General features: G+C 33.3%; 13 protein-coding genes. 5 read left to right on the forward strand and 8 right to left on the reverse strand.

The window, feature by feature from the left end; genetic code table 11:
• Nucleotides 1-222: 222 nt before the first annotated feature.
• From SOJ_RS11480 to fakB1, 7 genes are all read right to left on the reverse strand, one after another.
• Nucleotides 223-1,122, reverse strand: coding sequence for a COG3942 and LysM peptidoglycan-binding domain-containing protein (locus SOJ_RS11480; RefSeq protein WP_002508275.1), 900 nt, complete (start codon nt 1,120-1,122; stop codon nt 223-225).
• A gap of 311 nt (nt 1,123-1,433) precedes the next feature.
• Nucleotides 1,434-2,550, reverse strand: a protein-coding gene (gene prfB, locus SOJ_RS11485; protein ID WP_103170440.1) for a peptide chain release factor 2 whose coding sequence is annotated in 2 segments (ribosomal slippage) — nt 1,434-2,477 and nt 2,479-2,550 — 1,116 coding nt in all. Because the reading frame shifts where the segments join, the coding sequence is not laid out codon by codon here.
• Nucleotides 2,551-2,766: 216 nt separating this feature from the next.
• On the reverse strand, nt 2,767-5,298 hold the full coding sequence (gene secA, locus SOJ_RS11490) for a preprotein translocase subunit SecA (protein ID WP_002508277.1): 2,532 nt from the start codon (nt 5,296-5,298) through the stop codon (nt 2,767-2,769).
• Between the two features lie 297 nt (nt 5,299-5,595).
• The gene (hpf, locus tag SOJ_RS11495; RefSeq protein ID WP_002508278.1) at nt 5,596-6,162 is read right to left on the reverse strand and encodes a ribosome hibernation-promoting factor, HPF/YfiA family; all 567 of its coding nucleotides are present in this window, start codon (nt 6,160-6,162) and stop codon (nt 5,596-5,598) included.
• Between the two features lie 66 nt (nt 6,163-6,228).
• Nucleotides 6,229-6,900 (reverse strand): ComF family protein, encoded by a 672-nt coding sequence (locus SOJ_RS11500; protein WP_037539602.1) that lies wholly within the window; start codon nt 6,898-6,900, stop codon nt 6,229-6,231.
• On the reverse strand, nt 6,893-8,215 hold the full coding sequence (locus tag SOJ_RS11505; RefSeq protein ID WP_002508280.1) for a DNA/RNA helicase: 1,323 nt from the start codon (nt 8,213-8,215) through the stop codon (nt 6,893-6,895). Before SOJ_RS11505 ends, SOJ_RS11500 begins: the two co-directional genes overlap by 8 nt.
• Before the next feature lie 39 nt (nt 8,216-8,254).
• Entirely contained in the window at nt 8,255-9,118 is an 864-nt protein-coding gene (fakB1, locus tag SOJ_RS11510) for a fatty acid kinase binding subunit FakB1 (protein ID WP_002508281.1), read from the reverse strand.
• Nucleotides 9,119-9,289: 171 nt separating this feature from the next.
• Between fakB1 and SOJ_RS11515 the strand changes: the two genes are divergently transcribed.
• Nucleotides 9,290-9,931 carry a YigZ family protein gene (locus SOJ_RS11515; RefSeq protein ID WP_002508282.1) on the forward strand — a complete coding sequence of 214 codons (642 nt, stop codon included), beginning with the start codon at nt 9,290-9,292 and terminating at the stop codon, nt 9,929-9,931.
• A gap of 67 nt (nt 9,932-9,998) precedes the next feature.
• Here the strand turns inward: SOJ_RS11515 and SOJ_RS11520 are convergent, their stop codons facing one another.
• Nucleotides 9,999-11,063, reverse strand: a complete 1,065-nt coding sequence (locus SOJ_RS11520; protein ID WP_002508283.1) for a glycosyltransferase family 4 protein — start codon at nt 11,061-11,063, stop codon at nt 9,999-10,001.
• A 409-nt stretch (nt 11,064-11,472) separates the two neighbouring features.
• Here SOJ_RS11520 and gdpS point away from each other — a divergent pair, with 409 nt between their 5' ends.
• The 4 genes from gdpS to pepT all read left to right on the forward strand — a co-directional run bounded on the left by gdpS (nt 11,473) and on the right by pepT (nt 15,460).
• Nucleotides 11,473-12,543: a GGDEF domain-containing protein GdpS gene (gdpS, locus tag SOJ_RS11525; RefSeq protein WP_002508284.1), complete on the forward strand. Its 1,071-nt coding sequence runs from the start codon at nt 11,473-11,475 to the stop codon at nt 12,541-12,543.
• A gap of 396 nt (nt 12,544-12,939) precedes the next feature.
• A complete protein-coding gene (locus SOJ_RS11530) occupies nt 12,940-13,701 on the forward strand; it encodes a threonine/serine exporter family protein (protein ID WP_002508285.1) in 762 nt (253 codons plus the stop codon).
• A 14-nt stretch (nt 13,702-13,715) separates the two neighbouring features.
• Nucleotides 13,716-14,216: a threonine/serine exporter family protein gene (locus SOJ_RS11535; protein WP_002508286.1), complete on the forward strand. Its 501-nt coding sequence runs from the start codon at nt 13,716-13,718 to the stop codon at nt 14,214-14,216.
• A gap of 11 nt (nt 14,217-14,227) precedes the next feature.
• Nucleotides 14,228-15,460: a peptidase T gene (gene pepT, locus SOJ_RS11540; protein WP_002508287.1), complete on the forward strand. Its 1,233-nt coding sequence runs from the start codon at nt 14,228-14,230 to the stop codon at nt 15,458-15,460.
• Nucleotides 15,461-15,584 lie beyond the last annotated feature (124 nt).

The raw sequence follows: 15,584 nt of genomic DNA on the forward strand, positions 1-15,584 counted from the left end.
TATTATTAGAAAAATTATATTTCTCTCCCATTACCTTATTAATGATATTATTTAAATACATTGATCTATAAACATAGAACCACTCCAAAACATGCAGGAGTGGTTCTATGATGTACCATTTATTATACTCAGCAAAACTTACCTCTAATATAATCTCACTATTAAGCACCTTTTCTTTAGGTATTCAGATGGTATTGTAGGTATATACCAATTTATGATTTGCTAATGAATATAATTATATTGACCAGTGTTGTGAATCGTTCTATAAGATTTTTGTCCTACACCTTGCCAATTCATTTCTGATACTACAATTGAGCCATCTGGGTTTTTACGTTCTACAACACCTACGTGGCCATAGTTACCAGCATTACTTTGTATAATCGCTCCCACTTCAGGTGTATGGTTAACTTTGTAGCCACTATTACTGGCTGCTGAAGCCCAATTATTCGCATTACCCCAAAGGTTGCCTACTGATTTTCCTAATTGTTGACGGCGATCAAATGCATAATATGTGCATTGTCCCCAATTATAATAATTACTACCATTTGAAGCGACTTGTGTTGGTTTATATTGACTAGAATACATTTGTTTGCTTTCATTTTGATTATTTGCTGCTTCTTTTTCCACGTAATTCCAAGTATGTTGTGTCGTTGGTACAAGGTTATTTGATGTTACTCGAACATCATTACCTTCTCTTGTTTCATTCTGTACTTGTTGTTCGTTAAATATACTATGAAGCTGGTTATTTAAATGTGCTGAACCCTTTTCAGATACTGCCACTAATTGGCCTGGGTAAATAACTTCACCTAGATTTGGGTTTAACTGATAAATTTGTTCTAAATTAAGTTGATATTTTTCAGCAATATTTAAAACTGTATCTCCTTGTTTTATTTCTACTATATCTTTGTCTGGAAGTACTAATTGTTCTCCTGCTTGTACAGTTACTCTTTCATTCAATTGATTTAATGACTGAATTTCATTTGTTGTTGTGGCAAATGCATGCGCTATATCAGATAATTTAGCATCTTCTTTTACTGTGTGAATTTGGTCTGCTGAAGCAATACCATTAAAACCAAAAAACAATGCTGCCGATGTTACAGAAAATGTTAATCCCTTCTTCATTACATGTTCAACCCTTTACTGTCTTAAATTTTAATCAATCATAATATAGCATAAAACATTTCGTCTTTTGCGGTTGTTATTATACTGTAATGTAATAGACAATTGATACTTAATATGGGTCAATTCAATTATCTTAAATAGCGCTTAAAACATTGATATTACAACCTTATAGAGGCTATATACATACATCATCCAAATCTAACGTGTAATATTTAAAATTGCATTTTACATGCTTTTATTCATTCTTAAAAAAACAAAAAATCTCGTCACTAGTTTAAATACTAACGACGAGATTTCTAATTTTCATTTGTTTAACTTTCTGAATGATCCATTTGACTACGTAAGTATGCTTCTATAAATGGACTTATATCTCCGTCCATAACTGCATCTACCTTACCTGATTCTTCATTTGTTCTATGATCTTTAACCATTGCATAAGGATGAAAAACATAAGATCTTATTTGACTTCCCCAGCCAATTTCTTTTTGCTCGCCACGAATTTCTGCCATTTCTTGCTCTTGTTCCTCAATTTTTAATTGATATAACTTAGCTTTCAATGTTTTCATTGCAGCTTCTCTGTTCTTAATTTGAGAGCGCTCATTTTGGTTGTTTACTACAATGCCTGTAGGTTGATGGGTAATTCTAATTGCTGATTCTGTTTTATTAATATGTTGACCACCTGCACCAGACGCTCTAAATGTATCAACATTAATATCATCTGGATTGATATCAATTTCAATTTCTGTATTATTGAATTGCGGTATAACATCACAAGAAGCGAATGACGTATGTCTACGTCCTGACGAATCAAACGGTGAAATACGGACAAGTCGATGCACGCCTTTTTCAGCTTTCAAATAACCGTAGGCATTATGACCTTTAACAATTAATGTAACGCTTTTAACGCCCGCTTCATCACCAGGTAGGTAATCTGCAATCTCAACTTTAAACCCTTTCTGTTCACAATACCGTTGATACATTCTTAAAAGCATATTTGTCCAATCTTGTGATTCTGTACCGCCTGCGCCAGGATGTAGTTCCATAATGGCATCGTTCGCATCATATGGACCATCAAGTAATAATTGTAGTTCAAACTTATCTAAGTTTGCTTTAAAATCTAATACGTTCTGTTCCAAATCTGACTTCATATCATCATCGTCATCGTCTAATAATAGTTCTCTTGTAGTTTCCATGTCTTCTATTTCAGATTCTAATCCTCGATATGCATTTACAATCGTTTTTAAAGCATTATTCTTATCAATAATTTCCTGTGCTTTATCTTGATCATCCCAAAAAGTAGGATCAGCCATCATTTCTTCGTATTCTTGAATATTTGTCTCTTTTTCTTCTAAGTCAAAGAGACCCCCTAAGTTGCTCTAATTTTTCATTATAATAATCTATATTACGTTTAATTTCTGATAGTTCCATCACTGCATCTCTCCTGTTATCGTACGATTGAAATACTACTATTAAATTATGTCATTTTATTCAATATATCTATTCTACAAAAGTTTGCAGTTTAATTACAACTCTGCGCTATTTTTTATTTATCAAAACAAGTTAATTTTAATTTTGATAAATAAAAACCGGAAGTTGATATATGCTTTATCAAGACTTCCGGTTTTATTTAAAATCACTTTCAAATTATGCACCGTGGCAGTTTTTATATTTTTTTCCACTACCGCAAGGGCAAGGATCGTTTCTACCGATATGTTCATCTTTAACATAAGGCGATGCTTTAGCCTTTTCTTTACCATCTTCTGCAGATACGTGTTCAGCTTTACCGAAATCTGTTGCTTTATCACGTTCTAAGTCATCTTCAACTGTAACTACTGATTTCAAGATATATTTGCTGACATCTTCTTCGATGTTTTGCATCATTGTATCGAAAAGTTGGTGTCCTTCGTTTTGATAATCACGTAATGGATTTTGTTGACCATAAGAACGCAAGTGGATACCTTGACGTAATTGATCCATTGTATCTATATGGTCTGTCCAATGTAAATCGATTGAACGAAGTAAAATCATACGCTCGAATTCATCAAATTGCGTACCAATTTTCTCTTTTTGATCTTTTAAAGCGACTTCAACTTTCGACCAAACAATATCAATGATATCCTCTTGATCCTTACCTTTGATATCTTCTAGTTTTAAGTCACCTTCATTTAAGAATACATCATCAATATAGTTGATAAATGGCTCGTAATCTAAATCTTCTTCATCTTCATTTATATAATAGTGAACGCTTCTATCTAATGTAGAATGGAGCATTTCATTTACTAAATCTCCGCTTTCATCATTATCAATAATACGGTTACGTTCACCATAGATAATATCACGTTGTTTACGTAATACATCGTCATATTCAAGTACACGTTTACGCGCATCAAAGTTATTACCTTCTACACGTTTTTGAGCAGATTCAACAGCACGTGACACCATTTTAGATTCTATCGGTGTAGAATCATCCATACCTAAACGATTCATCATACTTTGTAAACGTTCCGAACCAAAACGTACCATTAAATCATCCTGTAGTGATAAGTAAAAGCGACTGTCCCCTTTATCACCTTGTCGTCCAGCACGACCACGTAATTGGTCATCAATACGACGAGATTCATGTCGCTCTGTACCGATTACTGCAAGGCCGCCAATTTCTTCAACACCTGCGCCAAGTTTAATATCTGTACCTCTACCTGCCATGTTCGTAGCGATAGTAACCGCTCCACGTTGACCTGCATTAGCAACTATATCTGCTTCACGTTCATGATTTTTAGCGTTTAAAATGTCATGACGTACGCCATGTTTTTTCAATAAATTAGAAATATATTCACTGGTTTCAACTGCAACTGTACCCAATAGTACAGGTTGTCCTAGTTTATGTTTTTCAATAACATCATCAACAACTGCATCAAATTTACCTTTTTGACTAATGTATATTAAGTCTGGTTTGTCCACACGTTGTATCGGTTTGTTAGTAGGAATTTGAGTTACAGTCATATTATAAATGTTTCTGAACTCTTCTTCTTCAGTTTTAGCTGTTCCTGTCATACCAGAAAGTTTGTTGTACATTCTGAAATAGTTTTGGAATGTAATAGAGGCCATTGTTTTAGATTCGTTTTGAATCTTCACGCCTTCTTTCGCTTCTATAGCTTGGTGTAAGCCTTCTGAAAAGCGACGTCCTGGCATTGTACGACCAGTAAATTGGTCAACAATTAAGACTTCACCATTATTCACCATGTAATCCACATCTCTTTGCAATGTTACATGTGCACGTAACGCAGTATTAATATGGCTAATAATATCCACATTATTCACATCATATAGATTATCAATCTTAAACATGCGTTCTGCTTTATCAATACCTTGCTCTGTTAATTGAACAGCTTTTGTTTTCTCATCGTAGTTATAGTCGTCTTCATTTTTAAGCATTTTAGCAAAGACATTTGCTTGTGTATAAAGCGAAGTCGATTTCTCAGCTTCACCTGAAATGATCAGTGGCGTACGTGCTTCATCAATTAAAATTGAGTCAACTTCATCAATGATAGCAAAGTTTAAAGGTCTCATAACACGTTCTTCTGCATAGTTCACCATATTATCACGTAAATAATCGAATCCTAACTCATTATTCGTACTATACGTAATATCACTTGCGTATGCTTCTCGCTTCTCAGTTGTTGTCATACTGTTGATGTTTAATCCTACAGATAACCCAAGAAATTCATATAGTTCTGCCATTTCTTCGCTTTGCGTACTAGATAAATATTCGTTTACTGTAATAACATGCACACCACGACCTAACAATGCGTTTAAATAAACTGGCATTGTAGCAGTTAACGTTTTACCTTCACCTGTTCTCATCTCAGAAATGTCGCCACCATGAATTGCAATACCACCCATAACCTGAACTTTATATGGAATCATATTGAACACACGTTTTGAACCTTCCCTTACGAGCGCAAAGGCTTCCGGTAAAATATCATCGAGCATTTTAAATTGTTTTTTTATATCTTCTTCTGCTTGTAATTGTTTTTGAAATACTTTTGTTTTCTCCCTAATTTCTTCATCAGTTAATATCGACGTATCCTCTTCTAACGCAAGGACTTTGTCGGCTAATTTACCAAGGCGTTTTATTTCTTTTTTATTGCCATCTGCAATCTTTGATAAAAAACCCATTTTGTTCGCTCCTTTAGCTTTTTAACTCTTTGCTTACAACAATTTATGATATCATTTATAAGCTTAAATTTACACTTATTAACTTTCCATTTAAACAGTTTTCTCGCTTGTTAATGCTATTTTTTATTTATTAATAGTTTTCGTTTTTTATTTTATCTCTTATCCAATAAAAATATACACAAGATCTTACCTAACTTTCAAATTATTTCATAGTAACACAACAAAAAATGAGCGTCCATGATTTAACTCAATCATGAACGCTACGGTTAGTTTAATATTGGACTTAATTAAAACAAATTATTCAGTTGTTTCAATCAAACCATATTTTCCATCTCTTCTTTTATAAACAATACTCGTACCATCAGTTTCACGATCTGTGAAAATAAAGAAATCATGTCCTAATAAATCCATTTGTAATACTGCTTCTTCTGAATCCATAGGTTTCAAACTGAAATTTTTTGAACGAATAATTTCGATATCACTTTCATTGTCATCATTTTGAATTTCTTCTGCTTCACTTTCTTGTGGTAATGATGCAAATGCTTCTTGTTCTCCACGATTTCTATTTTTACGATTTACACGCGTTTTGTATTTTCTAACTTGTCTTTCAAGTTTACCGTTAATTAAATCAATACCAGCGTATAAATCATCGTGGCGTTCTTCAGCTCTTAAAGTAACGTTTTTCAATGGAATAGTTACTTCGATTTTTGCTGCCGAATTTTGATACGTTTTTACTTTAACGTGTGCGATTGCATTTGGCACATCGTTAAAATATCTTTCTAATTTACCAATTTTCTCCTCAATATAGTTGCGAATCGCATCAGTAATAGTGAGGTTCTCCCCGTGAATTTCAAATCTGATCATAATAATCGACTCCTTTAAAACCTCTATATTGGTAATATTGCTTACTCTTATAATACCACGTTTCTCCTACCGTGCAAACGTAAACACATCGAATTTTCTGATTTTTCTAACAAACAGCAACTCTGCGGCATTATGAACTGTTAATCCTGTGGTGTAAATGTCATCTACAAGTAAAATATTTTTATTTTCTAAATCTATATTTTTTACGATTTCAAATGGATTTTTTGTTTGCGCGCGTAATTGTTTTCCTAAAAGTGATTGCTTTGGACGGACCCGTGTATATAGTAAAGGTTCATAATTCACACCCATTTCATCTAACACGGCCAGCACGGGATTAAACGTTCGCTCCTTATCTCTAACTAACGGTGACGGTATAGGTACAATGTAATCATATGATATTTTAGGGAACTGAAGCTGTGTTGCTAATATTTCACAGATTGCGACATCTTTCTTGAATTTATATTGATGAATAAGCGTCTTTAACATACCTTTATATTGGTATTGGCAATATAACTGATTCATTAAGTTATATTTTGTTGCTAAAAATAAACAGTCTAAGCAATTCTTCTCATTTTCGTCTAATTTCTTTAAACATCTGACACAGCGATTGAGGGGTTTAATATTGATATCATCCCATTGTTCTATGCATGATTCACATAATTTAGATGCTTTTTTATAAAATGTAAAAGCATTAAACGCTTCAGAAAAAGTATGATGACATTGAATACATCTAGATATCTAACCATCCCCTGTTATGCGCTAATGCGTTCATTTTCTTAATGTCTTTTCGTGCTTTAAGCATGTCCATCGTAATTCCCTCATGTAAATATAATACTAATCCTGATGGTGCCTCTAATTTACGACCCACTCTTCCAGCAATTTGAACAAGTGCACTGCTTTCAAACATATGACTATTGAGCACAATAACGTCTAAGTTTGCCATAGTAAATCCTCTTTCTAAAATTGTAGTGGTAAACATAACTTTATATTCACCTTTTCTTAAAGCGCTCACTTTTTCAAAACGAAGTACATCCTCACTATGCACATAGGTCAATGAAGTTATTTCTGTTTTATAACAATGATACATTTGTTTCATATGCTGTATGTCATTAAAAAACACGAGCGTATATCTATCTGCTTCAATTTGTTGTTTCAATAGTTTCATTAGAAAGCGTTGTATTTTGTGAAATTTTATTTTGTGATATTTAAACTGAGGAACTGGCAAAGGTTGCCTATGAAAACGGGCGGGTAGCGTTATTATAGACCCTTCTTTCATTTTTCTAAGTAATTTAGTCGGCGGCGTTGCAGTCATATAAATGTGGCCATGATGTTCTTTTGAAGCATGTGTTATGACATCAAAGAGTATTGGATCCATTGATAATGGAAATGCATCAACTTCATCTACAATAATCAAGTCAAAATGATGTTTAAATCGATATAATTGATGCACCGTAGCAATCACAAAGTGTCCATTATGACATTGTCTCTGACCTTGATAGAGTACATCTATTGCTTCATCTCGAAAAGCTGCTTTAATACGCAAACTCACTTCTATAACAACATCAACTCTGGGCGATACAACCGCAACATTATAGCCTTCTCTTCTCGCAAAGCTAATACCTTCAAAAATCATTTCTGTCTTACCTGCGCCTGTCACAGCATATAATAAAATAGACGTTAAATTTTTAACCGCTTCTAAAATTTTAATTGAAGCAAAACGTTGTTGTTCTGACAATTTAAATGGTAAATGATATATTCCTTGGGACATATTTACATTTGTTTCAGTAATATATACTTCATTAATATTATCCATTCTTCCCAAATTGATACAATTTCTACAATACACAACTTCTTTATCTAATAATGTTGAAAAGTATTTGTAAAAATGACGTTTCTCTTGTGTATGACACTGTATACAATACCAACATCCTTTTTTGTTTATCACACCAAGTGAAATATGTCTGATTTTCTCATCAGATAAAATATTTTTTTCGATGATTAATTTTCCATAATGTTTTATTTCAAATAACCTCCAATAAAAAAAGACATGCATACCATTCTTGGCACAACATGTCTTTAAACGAGTTAATATTTATGATAAACGTATGTTTCTCCCTGTAAATCCTAGTCCCATACCACCAGAACCTAAGTGCGCTGCAATAACAGGTCCTAACTTAGATCGGTGAAGATTATATTGTGGATATTTTTCGTGTAATTCCTTTTCCATCCAATCTGCATCTTCTGGTTTATCTCCCTCAATAATATATAATGTTACTCCATCATAATCTTTCACTTGAGCGGTAACTTTATTAATTATTTCATTGAGTGCACGTTTTTTAGTACGGACTTTTGCTTCTGGTACAATTTTGCCGTCATCAAATGTTAAAACAGGTTTCATTTTCAACATTGTACCTACCCATGCTTGCGCTCCGGTGATACGACCACTTTTCTGTAGATTTTTCAAATCATCTACCATTAAGATTGCACCAGTCACTTCACGCATAGCTTCAAGCTCTTTAATAATATCTTGGGGCTCATATCCTTGTTCTATCATTTCAACTGCAAGTAGTACATAACCACCTTCTACCATCGCAGCTAATTTTGAATCAAATGTATGCACATTGATTCCTTCCACCATTTTTCCTGCTTGCGTAGCTGTTTGATAACTGCCACTAATTCCAGATGATATAAAAACAGATATGACATCTGTATAACCTTCCTCTCGGAGTTCTTTAAAATGTTTTATAAACTCTCCAATGGCAGGTTGACTCGTCGTAGGAATTGTATTTGAAGTTTCCATTCTTTTATAAAATGCTTCCGTTGATATTGTTGCATTTTCCACAAAGTTTTCACCGTTATCGAAAGTTACGCTTAGCGGCGCGATTCTTATATTATATTTTTCTATTAGTGTTTGAGATAGATAGCTCGTTGAATCTGTCAAGACAGCAATCTTCATCTTAATCCTCCTCAATTATACTCACAACTATGATACCCTATTTTAAGTAAAAAGAAAATTTATTTTTGTATTTAATCTATAATACAATACAGTGTATAATATGTGTAATTAATGAATTTTTAAAACATACATAAATGATTGTCTGACTATACAAAGATGAGGTGACGATAAATGGATGATGCAATAATCACAGTTAAACAAGAACATACAATTGAAAATATAATCAGTAAATCACGTTTTATAGCGCACATTAAACCTGTTGAATCTGAAGATGCAGCTAAAGCTTTTATCGACGCAGTGAAATCTGAACACCGAGAAGCAACTCATAATTGTTCAGCATATACGATTGGAGACCAAATGAATATCCAAAAAGCAAACGACGATGGCGAACCAAGTGGCACAGCGGGAGTTCCTATGCTCGATATTTTAAAGAAATTAGAGATACATAATGCTGCCGTGGTTGTTACACGCTACTTTGGTGGTATTAAATTAGGTGGTGGCGGATTAATACGTGCGTATAGTGGTGCAGTACGAGATGTAATTTATGATATTGGTAGAGTTGCTATGCGTCCTGCTATACCTACAACGGTTACCATTGCTTATGATTTAACGGGTAAGTTTGAATATGAACTCGCGAGCACACCTTACTTATTACGCGAAACAAATTATACCGATAAAGTAAGTTATTACATTGATGTTGTTAAAACAGACTACGATCAATTTATAGATTTTTTAAATCGTAACACTTCAGGGAATTACGATTTAATAGAAAATGAAGTGGTACGCTTACCTTTCGATATTCCTACTTCCTAATCTTAAAATCCAAATTATACGTATGTGAGTATAAAATAAAGAGGCCTCCGTCTTGGAAGCCTCTTTATTAATGATGTTCATCGTCTTTGTTCTGTTGTTTGTTTTCAATTAATTTCATTAAAGGTCTGTAATCATCATCAATGAGACCAGTAAATTCTACAATAAGCTCAATTGTAACTAAAATAAGAATGAGCATCATGAGTACACCCCATGGTTGAGACAAATATAATATAATACTAGCAAGACTAAATAGTAATGCTATAGAATATATAAGTACTACAGTCTGGCGATGTGAATAACCTAATTCTAATAATTTATGATGTAAATGCGATTTATCTGCCTGCATAATATGCTGACCTTTCTTCACTCGACGTATCATCGCAAACAACGTATCAATAAACGGCACTGCTAAGATAACAATTGGGAAGAATAGTGAAATGAAAGTTATATTCTTAAATCCGAGTAATGATAGGAATCCTACAATAAATCCTACAAGTAATGCACCACTATCACCTAAAAATATTTTAGCTGGATGGAAATTGAAGAATAAGAATCCTAAAAGCGCACCTATTAAGACACTGCAAATCATCATAATAAAAATATTTGCTTGTAATATTGCTATAAAGCCAATTGTCATTAAGGCAATCATCGATACACCAGACGCTAATCCATCTAATCCATCGATCAAGTTAATTGCATTAGTGATGGCTACAATCCAAATCACTGTGATAGGGATCCCAAATACGCCAAAATGTATCGTAGGCCCAATTGGTAAGGAGATAAAATCAATCGTCACTCCATAATAGACAACGACGAGTGCTGCAATTACTTGGCCAATTAATTTTATAACTGGTTTCAAATCATAGATATCATCTACAAGTCCCACCAAATAGATTAATACTGATCCAATAACAAGCGGTTTAACTTCGGTTTCTATCGGATGTCCTAGCCATATCCCTAATAGAAACGCAAAAAGTATTACAGTTCCGCCTAATACAGAAACGGGTTTTGTATGTACTTTTCTAAAATTCGGCTTATCTACAATGCCTAGTTTATGAGAAACCTTTATAATTATTGGTGTTAGTATTAAACTGACAATCATTGAAAAAATGATTAATAATAATGTATACATCAGTTCACCTTCATTAATATAATTCTTGATTATTTTGAATTTCAAAGTCGTTACATTGAAAATAATTTTAACTTTAAACTGCAAATTTATATTACCTATAAAATGGTCTGTGATGTTGATGCAACTCTAATAAATTGCACACCTACCATATCTAAATATTTATGCACTTAATACCATAATACCTCATACGCTTTTACTTATACAAATAGTAATGAGATAATTAATATTCTATAAACGAATTCGTTTTGATTTTTAATTATAAACTAAGTGATTTTTATATAATCACTCAGACAAATATTTTAACATGAATATTAAGTGAATGTTATAAATTTCTATTTCTATAGTGATGACAAAATGTAAGTTTTCACTTACAATAACTAAGTGTTTATTCAAAGGAGTGTAACGTTAAATGTTTGAAGCTATTATCTACAATATCTCTGTTATTGTGGCAGGAATTTACTTATTCCATCGCTTACAGTATTCAGAAAATAAAAACATGGTGTTTTCAAAAGAATACGTCACTATTTTAATGACGATAGTAGCACTTTTACTATCCGCCTATCCAGTGCCACTATTCAATGAATACGCACTCTATTTATCATTTGTGCCTATTTTATTCTTAGGTAGATACACAAATATGGTATACACCGTTCTAGCCGCAGTCATTGTCTCTGTAGTCAATGTGCTAATTGGTGATTTCACTATTATTATTGCTACGATTCTCATTGTTATAGCCATCGTAGTCGGTGCAGTTGGACCATTCTTAAAACAAAGCGACATTGTTTCATTACAAATCCTAAATGCAATTACATTAGTTATTTTGGTTATTTTATCACTTATTAGCCCTTATTATGAATTAACAGAAGTGTTGTTCTTAATACCCTTATCCTTTATTTTAACGATTACTTCTTCTATCACATTTGTTGATATTTGGCATTTTTTCTCATTAGTTAATCGTTATGAAAATGAAGATAAACTGGACTATTTAACTGGCTTGGGAAATGTTAAAGAATTTGACAGACATCTAAATGAAACGACGCGTATCGCTGAAGAAAACAATGAGAGCTTAGGATTATTGCTTATTGATATAGATGGTTTCAAAGATGTAAATGATAAATTTTCACATAAATCTGGCGATGCCGTGCTTAGACAAGTAGCTCAACTATTAAAAAATTATGTACCTCAACAATTTAGTATTTATCGTAATGGCGGCGAAGAATTTTCAATTGTTTTATACGATTATACTTTAGATCAATGTGTAAAACTTAGTGAAAATATTCGTGCAGGGGTTGAACAATCTACTTTCCATATGCCTAATAAAGAAGTCATCAAATTATCTGTATCCATTGGTGTAGGTTACTTAACTCAAGAAGATTACAAATCTCAACGTAAAGTATTCAAAATTGCGGATGACATGCTGCATATGGCAAAAAATGAAGGCCGTAATCAAGTTATGTTTAATCCAATTGTTAAATTATAAAAATATTACCAAATTTAACACTGTTCAAACTGGGAGTGGATGTATGAAATCAAGGTTCAATCTTTGATTTCATACACCCACTCTTTTTTTGTGCTCGCTTTTTGTAGAGACGTTTCAAATTATTTAATTTATCTTCAATTTCAAAAAAATAAATACGTCTAAAACAGACACAGTCAACACTCAAAGAATCTATATGTTAAAATTAAAATCTAGATTCAAGCGCATATTTCAATTGTTATTTTTTTAACTTAAAAACAACAATTGCAAAATTATGTTTGTTACAATATATAATGAAAGTTCAAAAATTAATAACATAGTATGAATCATTATTGAAAGTTACTGTTGTACGCTGTAAACTTTCAATTGTTATAAAATCATTTCAGGAGGTGACCAACTATGTCAGATACAATCACTATCATCGATGAAAACAAAGTGATTGACGTCGTACTTATTGCGGGAAGAATTTTGCTAGAAAGTGGCGCTGAAACCTATCGTGTCGAGGATACGATGACACGAATTGCTGCCAATTATGGTTTAGATGATACATATAGCTTTGTAACTTCTACAGCAATTATTTTTTCCCTTAATGATCGTACGAACACACGACTCGTACGTATTCGTGAAAGAACGACTGATTTAGAAAAGATCGCCTTAACCAATAGTTTATCGCGTAAAATTTCAAATAATCAATTAGATATAGACGAGGCAAAATCAGAGCTCATACATTTGCATCACGCATCTTTACAATTTTCATCTATTACAAAATTCTTCGCAGCAGCAGTCGCATGTGGATTCTTCTTAATCATGTTTGGCGGCGGAATTAACGACTTCTTTTTCGCAATTATTGCCGGAGCTGGTGCGTTTTTAACTTTTGATTTTGTACAACGCTATATTCAAATTAAATTCTTTTCAGAATTCCTTAGTGCAGTAGTTGTTATAACGGTCGCCGCCACATTCACTAAATTAGGTCTGGCAGAAAACCAAGACTTTATAACCATAGCTGGCGTCATGCCTCTTGTACCAGGAATATTAATCACCAATGCTATTCGTGATTTAATGGCTGGAGAATTGATTGCTGGTATGTCTCGTGGCGTTGAAGCAGCTCTCACAGCATTTGCAATTGGTGCCGGCGTTGCCATTGTTTTATTAATATTTTAAAAAGGAGTGCTTATATGCTCATCGGCTATTATGTTTTACAATTTATTGTCAGCTTTTTAGCAACAATGCTTTTTTCGATTATCTTTAACGCACCACGTCGACTCCTTTTAGCTTGTGGTTTCGTTGGCGCAATGGGCTGGATTATCTTCAAACTTACTGTGGACTTGGATTTCGGTAAAGTAATGGCTTCATTTTTAGGAAGCTTTATTTTAGCAATTATGAGTCACGTAATGAGTAGACGTTACAAACGACCTGTTATTATCTTTATTGTTCCAGGAATTATCCCATTAGTACCAGGTGGTTTAGCATATGAAGCGACGCGTTATTTAGTTAGTAATCAATATACACTCGCTACAAATACATTTCTTGAAGTCACGTTGATTTCAGGCGCGATTGCTTTTGGTATTCTATGTGCAGAAATCATCTATCATCTCAATACACGGATTAAACAACATTATGGTAGAATGAATGGTAAAACATATAAAAAATCTTACAATATGAACAATAGAGCTTAAGGGGTGTTTTTTTGAAAACTGATATAATTGATAGATTAACAAGATATGTAACAATAGATACACAATCTGATCCAGAGTCTAATACTACGCCTTCTACTGAGAAGCAATGGGATTTACTAAATTTGTTAAATGACGAATTAACGGATTTAGGTTTAGAAACTGACATTGATGAACAAGGTTATTTATTCGCAACATTAGAAAGTAATGTTGGCGAAGTTTTACCTACTGTTGGCTTTTTGGCACATGTTGATACTTCGCCTGATTTCAATGCATCAAAGGTAAATCCACAAATTATAGAAAATTATGATGGCCAACCTATCAAATTAGGTGAAACGAGTCGTATATTGAGCCAAGATGTATTTCCTGCTATGAAACACGTAGAAGGTCATACGTTAATGGTCACAGATGGCACATCACTATTAGGTGCTGATGACAAAGCTGGTGTCGTTGAAATCATGGAAGCAATGAAGTATTTAACAGAACATCCAGAAGTCAAACATGGACCTATTCGTATTGCTTTTACGCCAGATGAAGAAATTGGCAGAGGTCCTCATGCCTTTGATGTTGAGCGCTTTAATGCGGATTTCGCCTACACTATGGATGGTAGTGAATTGGGCGAATTACAATATGAAAGTTTCAACGCAGCAGAAGCAATCGTTACGTGTCACGGTGTCAATGTACATCCTGGTTCTGCTAAAAATGCTATGATTAACGCTATTCTCTTGGGTCAACAATTCAATTCATTATTACCACAAAATGAAGTACCCGAAAGAACAGAAGATTACGAAGGTTTCTATCATTTAATGAAAATGAACGGTGATGTTGAAAAAACGACATTACACTATATTATTCGTGATCATGATAGAAATCATTTTGAATTACGTAAGAAGCGTCTTGTTGAGATTAAAAATGATATTAATACGCATTATACTGATGCACCAATAGAAATCGAAATCAATGATCAATACTATAATATGGGTGAAAAAATCGAACCAAACCCACATGTAATTGATATACCTAAACGTGTCTTTGAAAAGTTAGAAATCCCTGCTAATACAGCACCTATTCGTGGTGGAACAGACGGGTCTCAACTTTCATATATGGGACTACCAACCCCTAATATCTTTACAGGTTGCGCTAACTTCCACGGCCCTTTTGAATATGCTTCCATTGATGTTATGGAAAAAGCTGTAGATGTTATTATTGGCATTGCGCAAGAAGTCGTAAACACTTATAAAAAGTAAAATGAATTTGTTATATAGATCCATGCTCAATAAAAAAGCGTAGATTCCTCACTTTGAGAAATCTACGCTTTTTCTATTACTCATAAATACTTATATTCATTCTGTGTCTGCTTACTGTTGTTTA

The sequence above is a fragment of the Staphylococcus sp. OJ82 genome (assembly GCF_000294465.1).
Lineage (GTDB): Bacteria > Bacillota > Bacilli > Staphylococcales > Staphylococcaceae > Staphylococcus > Staphylococcus equorum.

Excerpts from the sequence above, each read along its gene's own strand:
- SOJ_RS11480 (WP_002508275.1), bottom strand. The coding sequence starts at position 1,122 with ATGAAGAAGGGATTAACATTTTCTGTAACATCGGCAGCATTGTTTTTT.
- secA (WP_002508277.1), bottom strand. The coding sequence starts at position 5,298 with ATGGGTTTTTTATCAAAGATTGCAGATGGCAATAAAAAAGAAATAAAA.
- hpf (WP_002508278.1), bottom strand. The coding sequence starts at position 6,162 with ATGATCAGATTTGAAATTCACGGGGAGAACCTCACTATTACTGATGCG.
- SOJ_RS11505 (WP_002508280.1), bottom strand. The coding sequence starts at position 8,215 with ATGCATGTCTTTTTTTATTGGAGGTTATTTGAAATAAAACATTATGGA.
- fakB1 (WP_002508281.1), bottom strand. The coding sequence starts at position 9,118 with ATGAAGATTGCTGTCTTGACAGATTCAACGAGCTATCTATCTCAAACA.
- SOJ_RS11515 (WP_002508282.1), top strand. The coding sequence starts at position 9,290 with ATGGATGATGCAATAATCACAGTTAAACAAGAACATACAATTGAAAAT.
- SOJ_RS11520 (WP_002508283.1), bottom strand. The coding sequence starts at position 11,063 with ATGTATACATTATTATTAATCATTTTTTCAATGATTGTCAGTTTAATA.
- gdpS (WP_002508284.1), top strand. The coding sequence starts at position 11,473 with ATGTTTGAAGCTATTATCTACAATATCTCTGTTATTGTGGCAGGAATT.
- SOJ_RS11530 (WP_002508285.1), top strand. The coding sequence starts at position 12,940 with ATGTCAGATACAATCACTATCATCGATGAAAACAAAGTGATTGACGTC.
- SOJ_RS11535 (WP_002508286.1), top strand. The coding sequence starts at position 13,716 with ATGCTCATCGGCTATTATGTTTTACAATTTATTGTCAGCTTTTTAGCA.